21 protein-coding genes are annotated in these 23,618 nt (G+C 62.8%); 6 read left to right on the top strand and 15 right to left on the bottom strand.

Annotated features, from left to right (window positions below; translation table 11 throughout):
• Positions 1-41: 41 nt before the first annotated feature.
• The 10 genes from addA to ubiE all read right to left on the bottom strand — a co-directional run bounded on the left by addA (position 42) and on the right by ubiE (position 16,359).
• On the bottom strand, positions 42-3,515 hold the full coding sequence (gene addA, locus RO009_05340; GenBank protein ID MDT3684451.1) for a double-strand break repair helicase AddA: 3,474 nt from the start codon (positions 3,513-3,515) through the stop codon (positions 42-44).
• On the bottom strand, positions 3,512-6,655 hold the full coding sequence (addB, locus tag RO009_05335; protein MDT3684450.1) for a double-strand break repair protein AddB: 3,144 nt from the start codon (positions 6,653-6,655) through the stop codon (positions 3,512-3,514). Before addB ends, addA begins: the two co-directional genes overlap by 4 nt.
• 53 nt (positions 6,656-6,708) lie before the next feature.
• Positions 6,709-7,449: a nucleotidyltransferase family protein gene (locus tag RO009_05330; protein ID MDT3684449.1), complete on the bottom strand. Its 741-nt coding sequence runs from the start codon at positions 7,447-7,449 to the stop codon at positions 6,709-6,711.
• Between the two features lie 16 nt (positions 7,450-7,465).
• Complete coding sequence (tsaE, locus tag RO009_05325; protein MDT3684448.1) at positions 7,466-9,007, bottom strand: tRNA (adenosine(37)-N6)-threonylcarbamoyltransferase complex ATPase subunit type 1 TsaE; 1,542 nt, start codon at positions 9,005-9,007, stop codon at positions 7,466-7,468.
• Positions 9,008-9,025: 18 nt separating this feature from the next.
• Positions 9,026-11,524: a PAS-domain containing protein gene (locus RO009_05320; GenBank protein MDT3684447.1), complete on the bottom strand. Its 2,499-nt coding sequence runs from the start codon at positions 11,522-11,524 to the stop codon at positions 9,026-9,028.
• A 213-nt stretch (positions 11,525-11,737) separates the two neighbouring features.
• Positions 11,738-12,151: an Rrf2 family transcriptional regulator gene (locus RO009_05315; protein ID MDT3684446.1), complete on the bottom strand. Its 414-nt coding sequence runs from the start codon at positions 12,149-12,151 to the stop codon at positions 11,738-11,740.
• 66 nt (positions 12,152-12,217) lie between these two features.
• On the bottom strand, positions 12,218-12,691 hold the full coding sequence (dut, locus tag RO009_05310) for a dUTP diphosphatase (GenBank protein ID MDT3684445.1): 474 nt from the start codon (positions 12,689-12,691) through the stop codon (positions 12,218-12,220).
• Between the two features lie 5 nt (positions 12,692-12,696).
• Positions 12,697-13,914, bottom strand: a complete 1,218-nt coding sequence (gene coaBC, locus RO009_05305; GenBank protein MDT3684444.1) for a bifunctional phosphopantothenoylcysteine decarboxylase/phosphopantothenate--cysteine ligase CoaBC — start codon at positions 13,912-13,914, stop codon at positions 12,697-12,699.
• 81 nt (positions 13,915-13,995) lie between these two features.
• Positions 13,996-15,567 carry a 2-polyprenylphenol 6-hydroxylase gene (ubiB, locus tag RO009_05300; GenBank protein MDT3684443.1) on the bottom strand — a complete coding sequence of 524 codons (1,572 nt, stop codon included), beginning with the start codon at positions 15,565-15,567 and terminating at the stop codon, positions 13,996-13,998.
• 30 nt (positions 15,568-15,597) lie between these two features.
• The gene (ubiE, locus tag RO009_05295) at positions 15,598-16,359 is read right to left on the bottom strand and encodes a bifunctional demethylmenaquinone methyltransferase/2-methoxy-6-polyprenyl-1,4-benzoquinol methylase UbiE (protein ID MDT3684442.1); all 762 of its coding nucleotides are present in this window, start codon (positions 16,357-16,359) and stop codon (positions 15,598-15,600) included.
• A 74-nt stretch (positions 16,360-16,433) separates the two neighbouring features.
• Here ubiE and RO009_05290 point away from each other — a divergent pair, with 74 nt between their 5' ends.
• The gene (locus RO009_05290) at positions 16,434-16,844 is read left to right on the top strand and encodes a glyoxalase superfamily protein (protein ID MDT3684441.1); all 411 of its coding nucleotides are present in this window, start codon (positions 16,434-16,436) and stop codon (positions 16,842-16,844) included.
• A gap of 15 nt (positions 16,845-16,859) precedes the next feature.
• Positions 16,860-17,741 (top strand): bifunctional DNA-formamidopyrimidine glycosylase/DNA-(apurinic or apyrimidinic site) lyase, encoded by an 882-nt coding sequence (mutM, locus tag RO009_05285; GenBank protein ID MDT3684440.1) that lies wholly within the window; start codon positions 16,860-16,862, stop codon positions 17,739-17,741.
• 49 nt (positions 17,742-17,790) lie between these two features.
• Here mutM and RO009_05280 read toward each other — a convergent pair whose 3' ends face one another.
• Positions 17,791-18,057: a hypothetical protein gene (locus RO009_05280; GenBank protein MDT3684439.1), complete on the bottom strand. Its 267-nt coding sequence runs from the start codon at positions 18,055-18,057 to the stop codon at positions 17,791-17,793.
• A gap of 171 nt (positions 18,058-18,228) precedes the next feature.
• Here RO009_05280 and RO009_05275 point away from each other — a divergent pair, with 171 nt between their 5' ends.
• The gene (locus RO009_05275; GenBank protein MDT3684438.1) at positions 18,229-18,408 is read left to right on the top strand and encodes a DUF1328 domain-containing protein; all 180 of its coding nucleotides are present in this window, start codon (positions 18,229-18,231) and stop codon (positions 18,406-18,408) included.
• A 78-nt stretch (positions 18,409-18,486) separates the two neighbouring features.
• Here RO009_05275 and RO009_05270 read toward each other — a convergent pair whose 3' ends face one another.
• Both RO009_05270 and RO009_05265 read right to left on the bottom strand, forming a co-directional pair.
• Positions 18,487-19,035: a sigma-70 family RNA polymerase sigma factor gene (locus tag RO009_05270; GenBank protein MDT3684437.1), complete on the bottom strand. Its 549-nt coding sequence runs from the start codon at positions 19,033-19,035 to the stop codon at positions 18,487-18,489.
• Positions 19,032-19,211 (bottom strand): NepR family anti-sigma factor, encoded by a 180-nt coding sequence (locus RO009_05265; protein MDT3684436.1) that lies wholly within the window; start codon positions 19,209-19,211, stop codon positions 19,032-19,034. Before RO009_05265 ends, RO009_05270 begins: the two co-directional genes overlap by 4 nt.
• Positions 19,212-19,397: 186 nt before the next feature.
• Here RO009_05265 and RO009_05260 point away from each other — a divergent pair, with 186 nt between their 5' ends.
• Positions 19,398-20,201 (top strand): response regulator, encoded by an 804-nt coding sequence (locus RO009_05260; protein ID MDT3684435.1) that lies wholly within the window; start codon positions 19,398-19,400, stop codon positions 20,199-20,201.
• Between the two features lie 53 nt (positions 20,202-20,254).
• On the opposite strand, the gene RO009_05255 is transcribed toward RO009_05260, so the two are convergent.
• Both RO009_05255 and RO009_05250 read right to left on the bottom strand, forming a co-directional pair.
• A complete protein-coding gene (locus RO009_05255; GenBank protein MDT3684434.1) occupies positions 20,255-20,629 on the bottom strand; it encodes a hypothetical protein in 375 nt (124 codons plus the stop codon).
• A gap of 7 nt (positions 20,630-20,636) precedes the next feature.
• On the bottom strand, positions 20,637-21,089 hold the full coding sequence (locus RO009_05250; GenBank protein ID MDT3684433.1) for a hypothetical protein: 453 nt from the start codon (positions 21,087-21,089) through the stop codon (positions 20,637-20,639).
• 401 nt (positions 21,090-21,490) lie between these two features.
• Between RO009_05250 and RO009_05245 the strand changes: the two genes are divergently transcribed.
• Positions 21,491-23,065, top strand: coding sequence for an HWE histidine kinase domain-containing protein (locus RO009_05245; protein ID MDT3684432.1), 1,575 nt, complete (start codon positions 21,491-21,493; stop codon positions 23,063-23,065).
• A 90-nt stretch (positions 23,066-23,155) separates the two neighbouring features.
• Positions 23,156-23,596 (top strand): hypothetical protein, encoded by a 441-nt coding sequence (locus RO009_05240; GenBank protein MDT3684431.1) that lies wholly within the window; start codon positions 23,156-23,158, stop codon positions 23,594-23,596.
• Positions 23,597-23,618 lie beyond the last annotated feature (22 nt).

Raw genomic sequence — 23,618 nt, 5'->3', positions numbered from 1 at the left:
TGGCGAACCTATGGATGACCCCCCGCAGGGTCAAGGCAGGGTCACAGGGAGGTGAGGGGTGCCAGCGCTGCTTCCAGCGCATGGGCCGGAATCTCCATCAAATCCGGCGTTTCAGTCCAGATCAGCGCGGCGCGGACATCGCGTCCCGGATAGATCGCGGCCAACAGAGCCCGGTACAGGGCAAGCTGCAGCACATATTTGGGAAAGGCGCGGATCGCCTCATCAAGGCTGCGCGGCGGTGCGTGGTTGGTCTTGTAATCGGCGATCAGGACGACATCCGGCGTGACAAGGAGACGATCGACCTGTCCCGATACGAGCAAGGGAGCGCGGTCCGGCTGGGCAATGCGGCCAACAATCGGCACCTCGGCACGGCTTCCGGCGGCGAAAAGCGGCGCAAAGCGCACGTCCCGAAGAATCGCCAGAACCTGGGCGGTCATGTCGCTGATCTCGAGACCGGTGAAATCGTCGCGTCCGGCGCGGTCAAGATAGGCGCGCGCCGTGTCGGCGCGACGCTCAGGCGGGATGTCCGGCAATGACTGCATCAGCCGATGAATGATCGTGCCGCGCCGGATTGCTTTCCGCCGGTCGATCCCGCTTGCCGCGGGCGTGACTTCGGCATCCTCATCCCAGGCGTCGGACGGCGACAGCGGCGCGATACGCGGCGGCTCGGTTGCCCCCTTTTGCAAAAGCCAGTCGGGCAACGCGGCATCCAGGGCCTGATCCGGGTCTCCCGCGGTCCGCGCGGCCAGGTCGGGCTCCGACTTGAGATAGCGCCAGATCTGTCCGTCCCCATCTTCAGCGTCAATCTCAAAGCTTTGCATCTGATCGGGCGGTGTCTTCACCAGCGCCTCTTCGATCAGCCGATACCAGCAGCCGTCTGGAATTGACACCGCGCCGTCCCGCTTCTCTTGTCCGCCGACACCGCAAACGACGAGCCGTTGCCTGGCGCGCGTCATGGCGACATAGAGCAGGCGACGATACTCATTCTCGTTCGCAGTCAGGACACGCTGGCGTGCTGCTGCAACGGCGGCCGGATCGCTCGCCTTATTTCCGGCCCAGACAATCGCCTCCGTCCCATTCAGCGATATCGGGATCAGCTTGGGTGGATGATGCCCGGCCGGCCGGGTGGTCGTGTCGGCGAGAATGACGGTAGAAGCCTCAAGCCCTTTGGCGCCGTGCACCGTCATGACGCGGACTTCGTCGCGTCCCTGCTCCATGTCGCGCTTCACTTCCGCGTCCGCCGCCCGCAGCCATGATACGAAACCCTGCAGCGACGGCGTTTCGCGGCTTTCATAATCAAGTGCGAGATTGAGGAATTCGTCGATCGCGTCGTTGGCTTCCGGCCCAAGCCGCGACAGGAATTTCTTTCTCCCACCGCCGGGGCCGAGCAAGCGCGCATAGAAGTTGAAAGGCCCGACGCGACGCGCCTCGTCGGTCAGCTGGCCGATTGTCCGTGCCGCCGCCGCAAACTTGGTGTCGCTGGCGGCGCGGCCAAGCAGCGCCGCACGCAAAGATTTGTCTCCGCGATTCCACGCGATCTTGAACAGATCGTCATCGTCGAAACCGAAGAGCGGACTTTTCAATATTGTCGCCAGCGCCAGATCGTCTTCCGGCAGCAGCAGCGCGTCCGCGAGCACCATCAGGTCCATGACGGCGATATGTTCGGTCAGCTTCAGGCGGTCGGCGCCGGCGACCGGAATGTGCGCCGCTTTCAGCGCGCGGATGATGGCCTCGAAGAGCGGGCCGCGCTGGCGCACCAGGATGAGGATATCGCCGGGCTTTTGTCCCGCGGCCGTCCAGAGCCGCACATTGCGCGCAATCCGGCGCGCGAGACGAATCTGCGGGCTGGTTTCGCTCTGGGTATCGAAGGGCGCGTCCCAGCCCGGCGGCCGTTCTTTTGGATCGGGAACGACCAGCGGCCAGATGTCGACACAGCCGGGTGCCGTATCGGGCAGGGCGATATGCGGCGGAATTCCGTCCTTGTCTGAGGTCAGGCTGGCGTAGATCGATTGATGCCGGAACACGGTGTCGACCGCGCTCAGCACAATCTTGCCGGAGCGAAAGGACGTTTGCAGCTTGACTGGACGCAGCTCAAGTTCGGCAGCCTTGAAGGCACGGCCGAACGTGTCTTGCATGTCGGCGAATTTTTCCGGCGCGGCGCCCTGAAAGGAAAAGATCGACTGCTTGTCGTCTCCGACCGCGAAGAGAGTGCGCGTGATCGGCCTGGCGCCGGCGCCGGCCGCGAATTCCGAGACCAGCGTGGAAATAATATCCCATTGCTTGGGGCTGGTGTCCTGCGCCTCGTCGATCAGGATATGATTGACGCCGAGATCGAGCTTGAAGAGCACCCAGGCGGCCGAGGTCTTGCGGAACAGCGCCAATGTCTTGTCGATCAGATCGTCGTAGTCGAGCAGTCCGCGCCGGTCTTTTTCGATGCGGTAACGCGCGATGATTTCATGCGCGAGCGTGAGTAATGCGCGGGTCTTGTCGCGGCACACCAGAGCGTTCCTCCGCTCAAGCAGCGCGCAGATGCGCTCCTGTTCCGCCAGCAGGCGCTCGGCCAGTGCGGGGTCCGCGTCGGCTATGGCATTGGTGACGATCCGCGCTCGGCGCGTCATGTCCTTCCTGCAGAAAATTGAAAGGTAGCTGGCGAGCCGCTCCTCCCCGGAAAGACCGGCGAGACTGGCGAAAATCGAGCCTTGGCTTTGATCGCCTTTCTGCCCTTCCGCCAGGATCGCCGCCAAGGTCGCCCATTCGTGAGGCGAAAACAGCGATTGCGAGAAGAACTTCGCCTCGATCGTGTCCCGTGTCTCGTCGGGATCGACGCCGAGCATGTCTGACAGTTCTGCGATTGCGGCGTCCGCCGAACCGGCCGCCTCGACCCAGCGCAGGACGCGATCGCGGTCGCGGATGGCTTCGCGGATCACCTCATGCAGCGTCTGGTCGGCGGCCGCGGCAATGGCGGTCTGCAGCGCCCGGCCAAGCGCGCTGTCGTGCCGGGCCGCGCCTTCCAGCATCACGTCGAGCGTGAGCTTTTCCAGCAACTGGTGCTCGGTCGCCTCGTCGAGTACGGAGAAGCGCGCGGCGACATCGGCCTCAAACGGGAATTGGTGCAGCAGCCGCGTGCAGAAAGCATGGATGGTCTGGACCTTCAGCCCGCCCGGCGTTTCCAGCGCCAGCGCGAAAAGCCGCCGCGCCCGCGTGCGCGTGACGATGCCCGGCGTGCTTCCGATCGCGATCAGCTTCCGATCAAGTTCCGCATCGTCGAGCGTGGTCCATTCCGCCAGCGTGTCGAAGACCCGCGCGGCCATATTCGCCGCCGCCGCCTTGGTGAAGGTGATGCAAAGGATTTTTGCCGGATCCTCGCCCTTGAGCAGCAGGCTGATCACGCGCTGTGTCAGCACATGGGTCTTGCCCGAGCCCGCATTGGCGGTCACCCAGGCAGAGACTTCAGGGTCGGAGGCCCGGACCTGTTCGGCAATGACGCTGTCGGGAATTCGGCGCGGGGCATTCATTCCTCGTCCCCCTCGCTTTCGCCGCCCGAGGCCGACCATTCCTTCACCCGCGCCAGATGGTCGTAGTCGCTGTAAGTGCGGCCGACCCATTGCGGACGAACAAAGGAATGATAGGGCGTGTCCGCGTCTTCAAATCGCGCGATGACCTCGCGCAGCCGCGCCAGCGCCTCGTCGGCCTTCGCGTCCGGCGTTGAGTCCTTGAAATTTTTCGGACTTGGCACACCGGCCGGTTCGCCGCCGCTTAATCTCACATAAGCGAGTTCGCTGACGGATGATCCCGGCGGAATGCTCTCGAAGGCGCCCTGCCGCAGCATCGCGGCTTCCAGGGTGAGCTGCGGTGCGAGACCGATCGCGACCTCGCGGTCGCCGGGTGGCCGTCCGGTCTTGTAGTCAAGGATGGCATAGCTGCCGTCAGTGCGCCGCTCGATGCGGTCGGCGACGCCGCTCAGCGTGAAAGTCGGCGTCACCTTGAATTGGGCGGAGACTTCTGACTGAAGCGCGGTCAGCCCCTTGCGACGCCCGGCCTCCCACGCGATGAACCAGCGTGCGATGCGCTCGAAGCGCGGCCACCAGAAGGCTTTCGCTTCCGGATAGTCGTCGTATGGGACAAAGGCCTGGCGGCCCAACGCCAGCAATTCGTCAAGCGGCTTGGCAGGCCATCGGTCGGCGAAGGTGCGGGTGAACTTGCCGATGGCCTCGTGAATGATGGTGCCGCGCTCGGCCGCGCCCGGCGTGGCATCGACGTCCTCAAGCGCAATCAGTTTGAGCACATGCTTTGCGTAGATTGTGTACGGATCGCGCAGCCAGTGCTCGATCTCCGTCACGCTCAGCCGTCTTGGCCGCGCCTCCAGCGGGGGTCGCGGCGCCGGTCGTTCGGTCGGCGTGATCCTGGCGGGGCGATCGAGCTGACGCGCCCAGGAAAGATACTTCTCGCCGCGCGCGACGGCTGCGCGCCATCGATCCTCGCCGGCAATGGCGGACAATCGCTGCAGGAAACGCGACGTCACCGTCGGCGCGCCGGCCAGTTTCGTCGCATGTGTGAGAATGACCTCGCGTGCGCCCAGCGCCTGCGCGAAGTCATGCGCTGACAGGCCGATGCGGCGTTCGGGCAGATCGAGGCCGAGCTGCTGCCGCATCGGGCGGCTCAGCCAGGGGTCGGTGCGCGGCTCCGGCGGCCAGATGCCTTCAACGAGGCCACCCAGCACCACGCGGTCGGCATCCTGCAGACGCGCTTCCAGCGGACCGTAAATCCGCACCCGCGCGCCCGGCGCACCCGGCCGACGCACAATGCGCTCGGCGAGCGCCGCCTGGAACAGTTCGGGATATTCGACAAGCTGCACCGGCAGACCGCCGCCGGCAGGACTGCCGTCGATCTCATTGAAGACTTTGCTGAGGGCGTCGCCATCGCGTCCGGCAAGCGCCGTCACAACCTTCACGCCATCGGACGACATGTAAGAAGAGATATTCACGATGCATTGCCGGTGCCGCTCTGCAATCTCGGTCAGGGTGGCCGCCTTGACCTTCAATGATTCCAGCGGTTGCAGCGCCTGCGCCAGCGCGGCGGCAAGCGCATCCGCGGCGTCCAGGTCGGTGTCGCTGATCGTTTTGCGCGGATCGGTGCGATGCAGCTTGTCCCGTTGCGTGCGCAGGCTCCGCAGCGCGTGGCGCAGACCGCCGGTGCCCGGCAGCGGCCGCGGGCCGCGCAGAACGGCGCGCTCGAGCAGGGCGACGGCCGGCGCATGCGCAAATTCGTGTTTGCCGAGACGGCAGAGCGGATGCTTGAGCAAGGCGAGCAGCGGCACCGGCTCGCAGCCGCCGAGCGCAACGCTTGCCACCAGCCGCGCGAAAATGCCGGCCGGATTGTCCGACAGAGAATCGCCGCCGGAATCGTCGACCGCGACCTGCCACCGGTCGAGCGCAGCGAGCACGCGCCGCGCCAGCGCGCGATCCGGCGTGATCAGTGCGGCCGATTTTTCGTCCGTTCTGATGGCCTCATGCAACGCCGTTGCGATGGCCAATGCTTCTTCTTCCGCATTACCTGCGGCGATCATCGATATCCCGGGCAGGGCGCGATCAAGGCCAAGCTGGAATTGTGCATCCGCCACACGCTCCTGCCAGCGATCCGTTGCCGCCGCCGGACGCAGAGCCTCCGACAGATAAGCCTCGCGGCCATGGGAAGCGGGCATGCCAAGCTCCGCGACCATGTCGCGCTTGATGCCCAGCTTTTTCAGCAGGGCCTGCATGGCGAATTGCGGATGTCCGGGCGCCGGAGGGACCACGAATTGTCCGGCTGCATTATGCGCGCCCCCGATCATCTCCCATGAAGCTTCATCGAGATGCATGTCGAGTCCCGGCAGCACCACGGCGCCATTTGGCAAACCTGCGATGGTCTCGAGCAGCAATGCCGTGGAGGGCATTGAGCCGGTGGAGCCAGCGGCGATCACCGGTCCGCCCTGCATCAGCTTCAGCCGCTCGGCTTCCGTCGCGATCAGCAGATCGCGGCGTTCGGCCGGTTCCATCTTTTGTTGGTCTTGCACGATGCGCGGCCAGTGATCGCGGACATGATGGAGGAACCTCAGCGTCAGCGACCAATATTCATCAAGCTCCGTTGGCACGATGTCGCGCTCAAGCTGGTCCCACGCCACGCCGCGCGTGGTGATGTCGTCGATCAGCTTTGCGAGATCGCCCGCCAGCGCCAGGGCTGTTGCGGGATTATTGGCGACCAGCGGCGCGCCGGCGGCGGTGCGGACGTCCGGCGATGCAGCCCACTTCAGGATGAGCCGTGCCAGCAGCAGCTTGCGTTCCAGCGGTCCTAGTGCCTCCGGCGTCGTCAGCACGGTGTCGGGAAATGCGTCATGCGCAGCTTGCGCGAAGACGAACTCGTCCTCATCGACATCGCCGATTGCAGCAATCCGCGGCAGGATCGCCGCATCGACCGCCAGCACCTCGAGAAACAGGTCGCGCGCTAGCCGGCAGGCGCGCCGCGTCGGCAGATACAGCGTGCTCTTCGCGAGCGACAGCGAATCGCCTGCGTCGGGGAAGCCCGGAACCAGCCGCCCCTCGATCAGCTCGCTCAAGAGCGTGCGAAGGAAAGGAGCGGAGGATGGAATCGTGAAAAGGCGCGGGAAACGGACAACCATGAGTCGATCATAAGCAGGACGGGAAGCGGCAGGCCACCCTTTGCTGATTGGCGTCAGGCCGCGCTTTCCAGGATGGCGTTTTCCGCCAGTGCAATGGCGTCCGGCGTGCCGACATGCATCCACAGGCCTTCCAGCCGCAACCCGAACAGGCGGCCTGATTCGGCGGCCCGGTCGAACAGCGTGGTCAGCGAAAAGGGCCTAGCCTCGGCGTTGGCGAAAAGCGCGGGCGACAGAATCGCCACCCCGGCATAAACAAAGGGCACAACCTCGCGCTCGGCGCGACTGCGCAGCCGCCCGTCCGGCGCCATGGCGAAATCGCCACGGCCCGAATAGCCGATGCTGCCGGCGGACGGCGCGAGCAGCAGCAACGCATCCATCATTTGCGGGTCAAAGGCCGCCGCGAGCCGGTGCAGGTTGCCGTGCACGCCATCGATCCAGATGCTGTCAGAATTGACGTGAAAGAATGGCGCAGCGCCAAGATGCGGGAGCGCCTTCACTACGCCGCCGCCGGTGCCAAGGATTTCCGTGCGCTCATCCGAAATGACGACGCGCGGCTTTGCCCTTTTTGCGACATGGGTTTCGATCTGGTCGGCGAGATAGTGGACATTGATGACCGCGGTCTCGACACCCGCTTCGGCGAGACGATCGAGTACATGGTCGAGCAGGGGCTTGCCGGCGACCTCGACCATGGGCTTCGGCATACGGTCGGTCAGCGGTCGCATACGTTCGCCAAAGCCCGCCGCGAGCACCATCGCGGTGCGGGGAGTGCTTGCTCTGTTGATGGCTTGCGCCATTCAGATCTCCGGATTGCTAGGACGAATGTCGCCAGGCGGGAACATGGCTGCGATACCATGCTTGCAGCGACGTCAGCGAGGGATGGGTCAGCGAACGCTGCAGATATCCCCATATCCGCGGCATGTGGCGAAGATATTGCGGTTTGCCGTCGCGCCGGTCGAGCCGGGCGAAAATCCCGAGGATTTTGGTCGCCCGCTGCGCGGCGAGAATGGCGTAAGTCTCCGCAAAGGGCACGACCTGGAATTGGGGATCGCGGTATTTGCGGACACGGCAATAATGCGTGAGCAGGGAGACTTCCATCGTCTCCGGCACGTCAGCGCGCGCGTCCTGCAAGAGCGAGGCCAGATCATAGGCCGGCGGCCCCATCACCGCGTCCTGAAAATCGAGAAGGCCGATATGCTGGATGCCCTCGCGCTCCGGAAGCCAGAGCAGGTTGGGAGAGTGGTAATCGCGCAGAACCCAGGTTGGTTGGGCGGTCAGGACTGGCAGCATGGCCCCGCGCCACAGATCGGTGAACATGGTGCGCATGCTGTCGGAAACGGCGCCGCCGGCGGCGGGAATGTACCAGTCGAGCAGCAATTCCGACTCGATGAGCAGCGCGTCCAGGCTGTAACGGGGAATGCTATGCTCGATGCCGGGGGCGATCGGAAGAATATCCGGAAGCCAAAGTCCATGCAGCGCAAGCAGCGTATCCACCGCCGCTTCATAGCGTTTTTGGATCGGAGCCGGCGGCGTGCCGGACACGATCGGTTCGGATCCGAGATCTTCGATGATCAGAAAGCCGTGCTCGAGATCCGCTTCCAGGATTTCCGGAGCTGAGAAGCCACGCTCGCGCAATCCGGTTGCGAGGGCGACGAACGGCTTCACATCTTCCGCCAGGTGCGCGATGGCGCTGTAGGGCTTGTTGCCCCGCACGGCCGGCCCGTCGGCGCGGCGCGGGGAGTTCATCAGGATGACGCTTTTTCCCTCGCACAGAATTTGTTCGTAGACGCGCGTCGACGCGTCGCCCTGCATGCGGCGGCGGTCGACGCCGGCATAGCCCGTCCGCTCCAGGAAATCGCGTAGGGCGGCGACGCGCTCGACGCGCTTTGCCAGCGTACCGTAGCCGGTGATGTGCACATTCCGGTATTCGAGGCCTTGCTCCGGCGACAAAGTGAAAGCGATGTCGATCCGGTCGGCGGGTAGAAGGCTGCCCGCGCGATCCGGCCATTCCATGAGCACCACTGTTTCCGGCGCAAAATCATCGAACCCGAGTTCGCCCAGTTCGTCCGGTCCGGACAGTCGATAAAGGTCGGCATGAACGACGGGAAACCGCGGAAGCTCATAGGATTGCACGAGCGTGAATGTCGGACTCGGCACCGAAATTGTCGGATTGCCGGCAAGATGACGGATCAAGGCGCGCGCGAAGGTCGTTTTGCCTGCCCCGAGATCCCCGGACAACGTGACCATGTTGCCTGGCTCGAGTGCATTGGCGATGTCGACGACAAGCTGGTGCGTCGCCTGTTCGTTTTCGAGGGCAAGACTGAGGGTGGTGCCGCCTGATGTTGTCGAAAGCATCGGCGGCCCGTCAGCTGGTCACGCGGCGGCGATGTGCCGGCTCGTCTGCTCGAGCGGAAAGGTGCATGTTACGGTGGTCCCGCGACCCACGGCGGAGTCGACATCCACTGTACCACCGTGCAACTCCACAAAGGAACGCACGATCGACAGGCCAAGTCCTGCCCCGCGGTGCCGGGACCCGAGCGGGTCGGATTCAAAGGATTTGAATATGCGATCCTTCTTGTCGGCGGGGATGCCCGGACCCTGATCTGTGACCGAGAAGATCACCGCGGCGGGGGTCCGTTCGGCGGTCAGACGCACGGTCGCGCCGGCCGGTGAGAAGCCGATCGCATTTGACAGCAGGTTGTAGAGAATCTGGCGGACACGGCGTTCGTCGGCGATGAAGCTGCCGATATCGGCCGAGACGCGGGTGTCGAGCCGGATGCCGTTATTGACGAGCCGGTCGCGAATGCCTTCGGCGGCTTCATCCATGGTCCGGCGGATGTCGACCGGGCCGAGATTGAGCCGCATCGCGCCGGCATCGATGGTCGCAAGATCGAGAATGTCGTTGATGATCGCGAGCAAAGCATTGGTCGAGACGGTGATGTAGCCGAGATATTCCGCCTGCTTGGTGTTGAGCGGCCCGGTCACGGGATCGCCGAGGAAGTGCGCAAAGCCGATGATGTTGGTCAGCGGAGAACGCAATTCATAGGACACGTGGTGCAGGAAATCGACCTTGATCCGGTCGGCGGCTTCCAGCGCCTCGTTGCGCTCGCGCAAGGCGCGCTCGACATTCACGGTATCGGTGACATCCTGGAATGTGACCAACGTCGCGCCGTCGGGCAGCGACAGCGTGGCGCAATCGATCACGCTGCCGTCGCGCCGCTCCAGGCGGCCGGTCACCGGCTCGCTCTGGCCGATCGACGTGATCGCACCGCGCAGCGCGCGCAGCGTTTCGTCTTCGGGATGCAGCGGCGCGCACCAGGCGATGACCGCTTCGATATGCGGGCGCTCTTCCAGCACTTCTGGCGCCAGTTTCCACATTCTCGCAAAAGCAGGGTTGTGCAGTCGCAGGCGGCCGTCGCTCGCGAACACCGCCACGGCTTCGGCGAGATTGTCGAGGGTCTCGCCCTGCACGCGAATCAGCGCGTCATAGCGGCGCTCGAGGTCGAGCCTTTCGGTGACGTCGTCGAACAGATAGGTGACGCCGCCTTCGGGATTGGGCGTCGTGACCACGCGCAGGGTGCGCCCGCGCGGCAGGAACCACATGTCTTCCCGCGCTTCGAGGGCGCGGTAAGCCTCGTGCAACTGCGCTTTCCAGGATCGGAAATCTTGCTGCTCGGGAAGTTTCCGAGCTGCTCGCAGCTTGTCCAGGATGGCGGAATCGGTCGGGGCCTGATCGAGGAAACCGCTGTCGAGGTCCCAGAGCGAGCGATAGGCGGTGTTGTAGAATTTCAGCGACTGGTCCGCGCCGAAGATCGCAACCCCGGTCGCGAGCTGGTCGAGCGTCCGACGATGCGCCTCGGTCACGCGGCCAAGTTCGGCGTGCATGTTTTCGACATCCGAGGCATCGATGGCGGCACCGGCACTGCCGCCACGGGCCGGTGCTTCCACCACGTCGAAAATTCGCCGGGCGCCGGCGACGACGGCGGGCGCGCGGCCGCGATAGATTTGACCGCTGGCGCGCATGCCAGCTGCGTCTTCGCGCTCGGCGCGGTCCAGCAATTCCAGTCCGCGTTCGACCGCGTCGGTGGCATCCGCCGCTTCTACCGCGCTGACATAGGCTGCATTCACGAAGGTGAGCCGGCCGGCGGCATCGCGCGCCCAAACCGGGCAGGGCAGCGCGTCGATCAGAGTGCGCAAGGCGCCGATATGGTCGAGCAATTGTTGATGCCGCGCAGTCAGCTCGGCCAGATCGCTTTTGATGCCGCTGACGTCGCGCAGCCGCATCACTGCGCGACCACCGATGGCGCGCCCTTCGGCCTCGACGGTTTTTCCGGCATGCGTCGTGACCGTCATGAAAAAGGATTGCCCCCGTCCCCGCAGTGCCTCAACGGCAGTTTCGAGCGCCTGCGCCTCGTCCGGCGACAGCCACGATCCGAATGCCAGCACACGGTGCGGCAAGGTGGAGGATGTGACGATCCCGGTGTCGCCGATGATCTCCGGTGTTTCGGAAGCCGCAGCCCAGGCGATCACTACCTGAGGCTCAGACAGTAACAGCGTGTTGGCGCGGTCGGCCTCCGCGGCCAGCGCGCTGATCTGGCTGCGGAGCGCTGCCTCGTTCTCGGCGCTCTGGCGGCGAGCCCGCAGTAGAAGGAAGGAGGTCACGACGGCGAAGAACAGGACGCCAAGCGACAGTGCCGCGCTGGCGATCTCATGGCGGTCCAGCATCGAAATGGCCGTGAGATATGCGCTGAAGGTTGCGCCGATGCTTTCCTCGGCGGCCGCCGTAGGGGGCACCAGATTTACCGCGACGACAACCGGCCAGCCTCCTCGCAGCGCATCAGCCCGAAGCCAGCCGCCTGTCGTCCGATTCATGCCCGCATACCTGCTGTCCTGGCGCCGGTTCGGCAGACGCCTGCGCGCAGCCAGCCCGGTGCTCCTCGTATGTCATTTGGTTAGGAGACGCAGAACCCGCAGGCAGGAAGGGTCCGCATCCACCCGCCCGAATCATTTGACTTTAACTCCAAGCGGAGTCGGCCCGTAAGAGTCCAGACCGTGAACATCGCCACCTTGCGATGCCGGAGCGCGTCAATGTGGATGACGGGCGGCGTTGCTCACCAACTCTTCGACGTTGATTTTGCCGAGCGCGGCGGCAAAGGCACGTTCGGCCTGAGCAAGAGCGGGAAGCACGACTGTCTTGATTTGCGACGAGGTCGGAAAATCCATTTCACTGTCTTCGTCGGTGGTTCCTGCGGCGCGCAGGATATCGACCGCCGTGATTTGCTTCTGCTCACGGCCGAGTTCGTAGCCGCCGCGCGGTCCTCTCACTCCCCGGAGAATTCCGTCATGCACGAGCGCCTGCAAGACAGGCTCGAGATGCCGTGGCGGCAGTCCATGTCGTGCCGCGAGTGTCTTGGCCGAAACCGGCCTGTGACGGGAATTGAGCGCAACGTCGATGACCGCCGCGATGGCCAAGATGCCTTTGCGAGACAGCAGCGGCATTCCAATATTACCTGCATCCTAATGTGATTTTATGATGCATAACGGTAATAAATTACACGGAACTGTCTAGCCCTTACTCCGGTTAGTCTCATATTTTATGCCGGTCGAGCCGAAACCACCTGCGCCCCGCGCTGTTTCTGACAAGCCCGTGACAATTTTGACCTCTGTAGAAACAAATTTCGCGACAACTAACTGTGCAATTCGCATTCCGCGCGAGACCGCAAAGGCCTCGCTGCCGTGATTGATTAGAATGATCTTAACTTCGCCTCGATAGTCGGCGTCTATCGTGCCAGGACTGTTAAGCACCGTCACGCCGTGCTTGGCAGCCAATCCCGAACGCGGACGCACTTGGGCCTCGGTCCCCGGCGGCAAGGCGATGCAAAGGCCGGTTGGGACCATCGCATAGGCGTGCGGCGCGATGATGAGCGGGGAGTCCGCAGGCACCGCTGCCAAGAGATCGAGACCGGCCGCATGCTCGCTCTGGTGTTCGGGCAGCGGCAGATCGGCGGCGTGCGGCAGCCGCATCACCTGCAATTCCATCTTGCTCACGGATTTGCTCCGAGCGCCTCGGCCACCCGCGTGATCAAAGCGCGCGCCACATCTTCTTTGGATTGCGACGGCCAGGACTCAACACCATTGTCAGTGACCAGATGGACGGTGTTGCGATCTCCGCCCATAATACCGCTTTGCGGCGAGACATCATTGGCGACGATCCAGTCGCAACCCTTGCGGCGGAGCTTTGCCTTGGCATGTTCGATGACATGTTCGGTCTCGGCGGCAAAGCCGATGACCAATTTCGGACGCCTGTCTTTGAGATGCGCGACGGTCGCAAGAATGTCCGGGTTTTCCACCAGTGACAGGGACGGCAATCCGTCTTTGCTCTTCTTGATCTTCTGCTCACCCGGGGTCGCAATGCTCCAGTCGGCAACCGCGGCGGCAAAGATCGCAACATCTGCGGGCAACGCCTTCTCAACCGCTGCCAGCATGTCGCGCGCGGTCGTCACCCGCACAGTTCGGATGTTATCAGGGTCAGGCAAATTCACCGGGCCCGAAACGAGCGTCACATCCGCACCGGCCTGGGCCGCCGCTGCCGCAATGGCATGGCCCTGCTTGCCGGACGAGCGGTTGGCGATATAGCGGACGGGATCGATGGGCTCATGCGTCGGGCCCGATGTGATCAGCAGCCGCCGCCCCGCGAGTAGCCGGGCGCCGCCTGGCTTTGCAAAGAGGCCTTCGATGGCGGCGACGATCTCCAGCGGCTCAGCCATGCGGCCGACGCCGCGTTCGCCGCTTTCCGCCATCTCGCCGTCATTGGGTCCGACAAAACGCGCACCATCTGCGGTGAGTTGCGCGACGTTGCGTTGCGTGGCGGCATGATCCCACATTCGCGGATTCATCGCCGGCGCCAGCAAGACGGGTTTGTCGGTCGCCAGCAGGACCGTCGATGCGAGATCATCGGCATGCCCGCCGGCCATTTTCGCCATCAGATCGGCTGTCGCCGGCGCAACCACAACCAGATCGGCACCCCGCGCGATGCGGATATGACCGACATCGAATTCGCTTTGTAAGTCGAATAGATCGAAGAAGGCGCGTTCGCCGCAAATGGCGCTGACCGACAAGGGCGTAACGAATTCTTGCCCGGCTTTGGTGAGAATGCAGCGCACCTGCCCACCGCGCTCGCGCAAACGGCGGATCAGGTCAAGGGATTTGTAGGCGGCGATGCCGCCGCCAATGATCAGTAGGATGCGCCTGTTGGTCAGCATGGACGGCATCAATACCCGGTCAGGCTTAACTATTGGACCCAGCTTATACGGCTCGCCGGGCATGGTTAACGCTCCAGGACCCTACAGGAGCAGATACACGATATACGTCAGGAGCGCGGCAATCGCCCACAAGGCCAGGGCTGTCCAGCGGTTGCGGCGCGCCTCGGCCCGGCCGATGGCTGCCACCGTTTCAGGCGCCAGGACGAGACCGTCCCGGGTGATGGCGTCGAGCTGCTCCATGAGGAGGGCGCCGCGCGAGAGCAGGCCCGGCACGCCAAGCAGGAAGCGTCCGGTTTCCATCGCGCTGCCCGCCGCGTCTTCCAGCCGGCCGGCTGGCCCGAGATGGCGCTCGATCCACTCCCGAACCACGGGTTCGGCGGTCGACCACATATCAAGTCTGGGATCGAGATTGCGGGCGACGCCCTCCACCACCACCATGGTCTTCTGCAGAAGCAGCAATTCCGGCCGGGTACGCATGTCGAACAGGCCCGTGACCTCGAACAGCAGCATCAAGAGGCGCGCCATTGAGATTTCTTCGGCCGTGCGATTGTGGATCGGCTCGCCAATGGCACGGATTGCTTGGGCGAAGCTTTCCACCGAATGATGCGGCGGCACGTAGCCGGCTTCGAAATGCACCTCGGCGGTCCGCTGATAATTGCGAGTGATGAAGCCGTAGAGAATCTCGGCGAGGAAGCGGCGTTCTTTTGACCCGAGGCGCCCCATGATGCCGAAATCCACCGCGACAATACGGCCCTCGTCATCCGCGAACAGATTGCCGGGATGCATGTCGGCGTGGAAAAAGCCGTCGCGCAATGCGTGGCGCAGGAAGGACTGGATCACCTTGCGGCCGAGATCCGGCAGATCGAATCCCTTGGCGCGCAGTGCAGCATGATCGTTCAGCGGCGTGCCGTCGATCCATTCCAATGTCAGCACATCCTTGGCCGTGCGTTCCCAATCCACTGACGGGACATGGAAGTCGACGTCATTGCGGGTGTTTTCCGCCATCTCCGACAGGGCGGCGGCTTCAAGGCGGAAATCCATTTCCAGGATGACGGAGCGCCGCAAGGTTTCCGCCGTCTCGATCAGGCGCAGCCGACGCGCTTCGGCTGACCACGCTTCGGCCTTGCGCGCGACAAAGGCGAAAGCGTCCTGGTCGGTCCTGAAACGCCGCTCGACGCCCGGCCGCAGCACCTTCACGGCGACTGGCTTCACCCCTTCCGGCGTCATCACATCGGCGCGATGCACTTGCGCGATTGAGGCAGCCGCGACCGGAGGGCCGACCGTGACGAAAATCTCGTTCAGCTTTTTTCCGAAGGCTCGCTCGATGGCCGCTTCCGCCTGCGCTTGCGGAAAAGGCGGCATGCGATCCTGCAAACTTTCGAGGTCACGCGCCAGCGTCACACCGACAATGTCGGGGCGCGTCGCCAGGAACTGCCCGAGCTTGACGTAAGTGGGGCCAAGCCGGGTCAGCGCCACGGACAGCCGCCCGGCTTTGCTTTCTTTCGTGGGCCGCTCGATCAGGCGTGCGCACCACAAAACGGCGCGGGCTGGCAACGGAAGCGGGGAGGGATCGACAAGTCCGAACACGCCTTCGCGCGCGAACACATAATTCGCACGGGCCAGACGCGTGAGATGAGCGAGGGATGAGATCACGTTACGACGCAATAGGCTCAACTAAGTGATTCATAGCCGCCAGCCGGAATGCAGGGCGACCACGCCGCCGCTCATCTTCCGGTATGATACGCGGCCAAAGCCGGCCTTGCGGATCATCGCGGAGAAGGCTTCGGGCTTGGGAAATCTGCGGATCGATTCCACGAGATAGCGATAAGCCTCAGCGTCGCCGGTGACCGCGCGGCCGATCGCAGGAATCACGTTGAAGGAATACAAATCGTAAATCCTGTCGAGGCCCGGGACATCGACAGACGAGAATTCCAGGCAGAGAAAATGGCCGCCCGGCCGCAAGACGCGGAACGCTTCAGCCAGCGCCACTTCGATTCGCGGCACATTGCGGATACCGAAGGCGATTGTGTAGGCGTCGAAGGACTTGTCAGGCAGCGGCAGCGCCTCGGCATTGCCCTCGATGAAGGTGAGCGCGTGATTGAGGCCGCGTTTTACCGCGCGCTCGCGGCCGACCGCCAGCATGTCGCCGTTGATATCCAGAATTGCGGCGTGGGTTCCGGCGCCGCCGGCCTCGATTACCCGGAAAGCTATATCGCCGGTGCCGCCCGCCACATCAAGCAAGTGGAAATCGTGCGCCCCCTTCGGGGGATTCACGGCCGTGACGAGATCGTTCTTCCAGGCACGATGCAGTCCGCCCGACATCAGGTCGTTCATCAGGTCGTAGCGGCGGGCGACGCTATGAAAGACATCGTCGACCAGCGCCTGCTTGTCCGCCAGGGGCACGCGGCGGAAGCCGAAATCGGCCTGTTTTGTTGGATTTTCCATCATGTCTGTCCTGTTGCGGCGGACGATAGCCCAGCCCGCGCCGCCACGCTACAAATCACCGCTCAGATAAGTTAATGCCGATCGTCGCGGAGCCTGAAGATATGACCGTCGCCTTCAACAAGGCCGTTCCGGTATTCCGGATTTCCTCCGAGGAGAAGGCACGGGAGTTCTATCTCGGCTTTCTGAGTTGCAAGGTGGATTGGGAGCATCGTTTCCATCCGGACGCGCCGGTTTATATGCAGGTGTCCCGGAACGGGCTCGTCATTCATCTGAGCGAGCATCATGGTGACGGCACGCTGGGTTCACATGCCTATGTTTACACGAGCGGCGTCGAGAGCCTGCATCGCGAATTGAACGAGAAGAACTATAAACATAACAGACCGGGGCTGGATCGGCAGGATTGGGGCATGACGGAAATGACGGTCGTGGATCCGTTCAATAACCGCATCATCTTCGGCGAGCCGACTGCGCCGGTTGTCGCGTGACGGTGGCCGGCTCGAATGCCTGAACTTCCCGAAGTCGAAACTGTTCGCCGTGGCCTTGCGCCCATCATGGAGGGCGCGCGTTTCGTGAAGGTCGAGGCGCGTCGCGGCGATCTGCGCTGGCCGCTGCCGAAGGACTTCGTCGCCCGTCTGGAGGGCCAGACCGTTACCGGACTCGGGCGGCGCGCCAAATATATTCTTGCCGACCTGTCGTCCGGCGACGTGCTGCTGATGCACCTCGGCATGTCCGGATCGTTCCGCGTGATGAAGGCGGGCTGCGAACACAGGCCAGGGAACTTTCATCACGAACGCTCGAAGCTCGCGGCGCATGATCACATCGTCTTCCACATGTCAAATGGCGGGGTCGCCGTTTTCAACGATCCGCGGCGCTTCGGCTGCATGAAGATTTTTCCGCGCGCGAAGATCGAGAATGAACCGCTGCTGCGATCGCTCGGCCCGGAACCGCTCGGAAATGAATTCGATGCCGCCATGCTGGCGCGCGCCTGCAAGGGCAAGAAAACGAATCTGAAAGCGGCAATGAGCGATCAGCGCATCGTGGCCGGTCTTGGCAATATCTATGTCTGCGAAGCGCTGCATCGCGCACATTTGTCGCCGATGCGCATGGCCTCGACCATCGCGGGACGGAACGGCGCGCCGAATGGGCGCGCCAAGGATTTGGCACAGGCCATTCGCGATGTTCTTGCCGACGCCATCAAGGCGGGAGGCTCATCGCTGCGCGATCACAGGCGGACGGACGGCGAGCTGGGCTATTTCCAGCACTCCTTCCGGGTCTATGACCGCGAAGGTGCGGCATGCCCGACGCGCGGCTGCAAGGGCAGGATCCGCCGCATCGTGCAATCGGCCCGCTCGACCTTTTTTTGTCCGGTATGCCAGAAATAGGAAGAGGCCCGTGCGGGCCTCTTCAAGCGCGCTTGTGTCGGGCGAAAGTCTAGCACGAGACGCGACGCAGCTTTCCAGAGCGTGTGCGGATGTAGCAGGGCTCGGGCGGAGTGGTCGCGGCGCCGATCAGGCCGCCTGCAGCCGCGCCGATCACGCCCCCGGCGAGCGCGGCGCCGGCCGATCCGCCGGCAACACCACCGATGACGGCGCCCGTCGCGCCGCCTAGGAGCGCGCCTGTCCCGGCGTTGCGTTCCTGCATCGTCTGGCAACCCGCCAGGGCCAGCGCCGATACAGTCACAAAAAACAATGTCCGCATGCGTGTCTCCCTCCCTTTGCCCGCCGCCCGTTGCGCCTGCCATCGCACAGATTTCCCGCGGTGCGGTGGTAATTTCTCACTGTGAATTGCGTGCCCGGAGTGGGGAACTCCGAGGAACTATTTCGGCCTCCGGCGCTTTCCCTTTCGGTTCGCCGCTAAATGGAGGCACACATGTTCGGCTGGGCATTGACGTTCTTGATCGTCGCACTGATTGCGGCTGTCCTCGGTTTTGGCGGCATCGCCACATTCGCGGTCGATATTGCCAAGATCATTTTCTTCGTCGCGATCGTGCTTTTCGTAATTTCCGCGGTCATCGGACTGGTGCGCGGACGCAGGCCAACCGTGTCTTAAATCACCACGAAGTGCAGGACAGCAGAGCGCCGCGTTGACAGGACGCGGCGTTTTTCTTTTTGGCTTAAGTGACTTGACTTAATTATCGTGGCCAATCAAGACCGCCCGCGTCGCGTGGTCGGGGCCGAAGTCGTCGACATTATCGATCGCCAGCAATTTTGCGAGACGGCTGCGCGCACGATTAACCCGGCTCTTGATGGTGCCGACTGCGCATTCGCAAATGTCAGCCGCCTCTTCGTACGAGAAGCCTGACGCACCGACAAGAATCAGCGCCTCGCGTTGCTCCGCCGGCAATTGCGCCAGGGCTGCGCGGAATTCCTGAAACTCCACCCGGCCGACTTGCTCGGGATAGGATTTGAGGCTCTCGGCGAAATTGCCGTCCGTGTCCTCCACCTCGCGTTTGCGCTTGCGGTATTCCGACCTGAACAAGTTTCGCAGGATCGTGAACAGCCATGCCGACAGGTTTGTGCCGGGCTGGAAGGAATGAATATTGGCGAGCGCGCGCAGAAGCGTCTCCTGCACGAGATCGTCTGCACGGTCGACATTGCCGCTCAAGGAAATGGCGAACGCGCGCAGGCTGGGCACGGTCGCAAGGATCTGATCACGGAGGGCCGGATCGATCTTCATTCCGGCTTTCCTTCATCTGAGTGGTTGTCAATGCGGCGCAGCAGCTCAGCAAAGCGGTCGGGCACGCCCTCCTGCACGACATCGTCGTACATGGCGCGGAGCTGTTGCCCGATCTTGGCTTGAATTTCCCGGTTCAGACCGGAATGGGGCTTTCCCCCCGTGGAATCGGTGTGCATTTTTTCCGATGGTTGGCCAGGTTTTCGCGTGCTCATCTCGTCCTCGTCCCGTCCCGATAAATCCTGGTGGTACGGGTCCCCTTGCGTGCTTCCAATGCATTGAAATTGGCTTGGTTCCCCCATGAGGAACTTTATTTGATAAGAGGAGTTGGGAGCCTGTTCATTTCCTTAACGGGAGGGTCTTTCGTGTCCGCCGCGCAGACAATTGCTCCGTATTTGCCGTTTTTACGCCGATATGCCCGGGCTCTGACGGGCAATCAAAGCTCCGGGGACGCCTATGTGGCGGCCTCGCTGGAGGCGCTGATCGAGGACCCCACCATCCTGGAGGCTTCGGCCTCGCCCCGGGTCGCCCTGTACCGGCTGTTCAGCAAGATCTGGAATTCCGTCGTGGTGAATGGCGGCCTGGACGTCGACGACAAGACCATGCCGGCAGAGCAGCGGCTGGGCCAGATCACCCCGCGGCCGCGCCAGGCTTTCCTGCTGGTTGCGCTGGAAGGCTTCTCCGAAGCCGACGCTGCTCAGGTGCTGGATGTCGATATTCCGACCCTGCGCCAACTGGTTGAAGAATCCGGCCGAGAATTGGCCGCCGAGATTGCCACCGACGTGATGATCATTGAGGACGAACCCTTCATCGCCATGGACCTGGAGGGGCTCGTGGAAAGTTTGGGTCACAAGGTCCTCGGCGTCGCGCGCACGCATTCGGAAGCAGTCACCTTGGCCAAGGCCAAGCGGCCGGGCCTGATCCTTGCCGATATTCAACTTGCCGACGGCAGCTCTGGTCTGGACGCCGTCAATGAATTGCTGCGCTCCTTCGAAGTGCCGGTCATCTTCATCACCGCCTATCCGGAGCGCTTCCTGACCGGCGAACGGCCAGAACCCGCGTTTCTGATCGCCAAGCCGTTCCAGCCGGCCACTGTTTCCGCCGTGGTCAGCCAGGCACTGTTTTTTGAGCGCAAGGCGCGCCGCAGTGAGCGGCGGGCAAGTGCCTGACAAGAAAACGGAGGCCGACGGCCTCCGTTTTCTTTTGCAGGAATGGCAAATCCTCAGTCGCGAGTGCGGGCGCGCTTGCTGCGCGACGATAGCGAAAAGCCCATGATCACCGCTTCGATGATCATTGCGATTTTCTGATCCCGAGTAAGCGCATTCGCTTCGGCGTGGGCGCGTTCGACGACGCTCGGCGTGTGGAACAACCGCGGCAGCAGTACGGCGCCGCAGCCGATGATGATGAATGCGGCTGCGATCAGGAGGCGCGCATAAACGTCGCCGACAAGCGGCTCGAGCGCCAGCAAAACAGCAGAGAGCAAGTAGAAAAGCGCGCCAATGGCGCTGGCTGCGGCGACGGCAATGGCAATCGTCATGCGGCGCACGGCCGTGATCGGCCCATCTAGACTTGAACCAATATAATCGGGGAGTGACATGGCGCCGCTAGTCCTGACGGCGCGCCAAGCCGGCGATAAATCCAATACCGGCCGCAATGGCAAGGGTCAGCAGCGGGCGCTTGTCGATCTGCGCCGCCACCTCGCGGATGGCCTGATTGCTGATCTTGGTCGCATCGTCTGTCACCGCACGGGCGTTGTCCCGCACCCGGTCGGTTACGCCGCTGACTGCGCCGTAAACCAGATCATTGACGCCATCTGCGGCATGTCCGGCCCCGCGTTTGGTCAGCACGTTCAGTCGTTCGATGCGATCCTCGAGATCGCTCATCAACTGCCGCACCTCCGCCTGCATCTCCGCAATATCGGGAGTTACGGCTCGCGCCAGGACATTGCGGGCGCGTGATAGCGTGTTGCGTTTCTTGGAACGACGCGTCCGTCGGCCCGACGATCTCACCTTGCGCCGCGTTTTTGGCGCACCGTTCTTGCGCTGAGCCACTGCCATGACTGACACCCTCATGCTGGCTGAATGAATCGATGGAATTGAACGCCGCAAAACCGGCAAAGTTCCTGTGACGGCTGCCAGACCGGTCTCTTGCGACGGCGGCCAAAAAGAAGAACGGCGCAGCCGGGTATCCGGCTGCGCCGAAGATTGGGCCGACCGAGCACGAGGGGGAGGGGATGACGGCCGGCCGGACATTGAACTCCCAATAGAGGGATTGGTTCCTGCTGATGCTGCGTTTCGCACTTGGGCTCGCTCCACTGGGTGCGAATTTCTGAAAAATCTTGGAAACACCTGAGGTTCCCGTGCGTTAACGGGTACCGTAGCCGGTGGGGCAGCCCGCGCAGAGAGCTGTGTCCCGCGTCGGTCAATAGTGAAACGCCGTGCCAATGATCGACGATGCGATGCCCATCCGAACCGAAAGCGGTCCAGCGCGGAAGGATAACGAACTGCAAACAACCGCCGAGAACGTAACGGTTGAGAATTTGTACAAGCTGAAATCTCGTCTCGACCGGGAGATCTCAGAACACAATACGACGCGTCGTGAACTCGCCAATGTTAGGCGCGAACTTGCGTCAACTCGCCTCGAGCTTGAACGTCGCGTTGAGCAACGCACCCATGAGCTCAGCCTTGTCAAGGCGCGCTTTGAAACGGCACTGCACGGCGCAAAGATCTACATTTTTTCGCAGGATCGCGACCTGCGATACACCTGGGTTTACAGCCCCCGTGGGGAGGCGGCAGCGGCCGAAATGATCGGGCGCACCGACGATGAGATCATCCCGTCGCCGGAGCATGAGACGGTTGTCGCGGTCAAACGGCAGGTGCTGGAAACCGGCATTTCGGAGGACTGCGAAGTGTCCTACATTATGCCGGAAAGGCGAGCGCTATTCGCTCTGCACATCGATCCGATTTTCGGCATTGACGGCAAAATTGTCGGCATCACCTGCGCGGCGATCGATATCAGCCGCATCCGTTCTCTTGAGAGTGAACAGAGGCGCCTTGCCGAAGAGCTCGGCACCGCCGTGCAGCGTTACGATACGGCGTTGCGCGGATCCAATGTGTCGGTCTTTACCCAGGACCTTGAGCTTCGCTACACCTCGCTGAGCAAGGCCTTGTTTGGCCTCGACAGCAACGAGATTGTCGGCCGAACCGACGGCGAGATATTGCCCAAGGCAAGTGCGGCCTCGATCCTTGCAGTCAAGCGCGAAGTGCTGGCGAAAGGTCATCCCAAGGATGCGGAGTTGCGTGTCGACAGCGACAACGGCGTTCACTGGTACGATCTGCACATGGAGCCGTTGCGCGATGTCACTGGCGGCATTGTCGGCCTGACATGCGCGGCTGTCGACATTACCGAGCGCAAGGAAAGCGAGGCGCATTTGCGCCTGCTGATGCGTGAGCTCACGCACCGGTCGAAAAACCTTCTGGCGGTGATTCAGGCGATGGCGCGACAGACCGCGCGGCAGGGCGGCACAATCGCCAAATTTCTCGAACGCTTCGGCGCGCGCCTGCAAGCATTGTCGCGGTCCCACGACCTCCTCGTCCAGGAGAGTTGGCACGGCGCGTCATTACAGGACCTGGTGCGCTCTCAGCTTGGCCATTATTTCGACCGCGATCAGCCGCAGGTTACGCTCGCAGGTCCGGATGTTCATTTGCGGCCGGAGGCGGCGCAGAGCCTTGGCCTTGCGCTGCATGAGCTTGCAACTAACGCCGCCAAGTATGGGGCCTTGTCTAGAATGAAAGGACGGGTCGCCATCGAATGGCGCCTTCTCTCCGCTGAACAGGGTGGCGGGCTCGAGATCACATGGACCGAAAGCAAGGGTCCGAAAGTTGGCGAACCGCGTCGACGCGGATTCGGCAGCATGGTGATCGAACATAACCTGGCGCGGTCATTGAATGCCGACGTGGGCTTGAGCTTCCAGCCGGGCGGACTGCAGTGCCGGGTGATGATCCCGCCTTCGCAGCTATCCGCCGGCCGCTAGCGGAACGCTTTTACCTTCCCGACGTTGATAAGCGAATGGCGGGCGTGGTCTGCCACGCTTGGCCTGATCACAAACTCTCGAGATATCCCCATGTGGCATGGTACAGCACATATCGCGGGGGGCCTGTTGGCAGTTTGCGCCGCGGCGTGCCTGGTCCCTCTGACTGGGTCGGTCGCTCAATCGAGTTTCGACGCGCGCTGGCTGGCTGTTAATCCGACGCAGAAAGCCGACCGTATCGACGAACCAAAGGCTCGCTTTGACGGGAAAATATACTTTTTTGATCTGCCGACCATGCAAACAACGGTCGTGATCAAGGACTATCGCCAACCGGTCACAAATGAGCCTAGGCAGACGGACGGCATTGATTTGCCCCAGAGCGGTTTGCAGAACGGTTCAATGAAACAGAGCCCCGTGCGGATTCTGCCGCACAACGTCAAGGGGAAGGAGAAGATGCCGGTGGGGTGCGAATCCTCCTTTAGCCCGGTGACAACGCCGGCCATGGCAAATGTTAGCGGACGCTGTCTGTCCTGATGCAAAATGCAATGTTGCAAGT

It is taken from the genome of Pseudorhodoplanes sp. (genome assembly GCA_032027085.1).
Lineage (GTDB): Bacteria > Pseudomonadota > Alphaproteobacteria > Rhizobiales > Xanthobacteraceae > Pseudorhodoplanes.
Note: the sequence above shows the minus strand (reverse complement) of the source record. Positions and strands in the feature narration are given on the sequence as shown.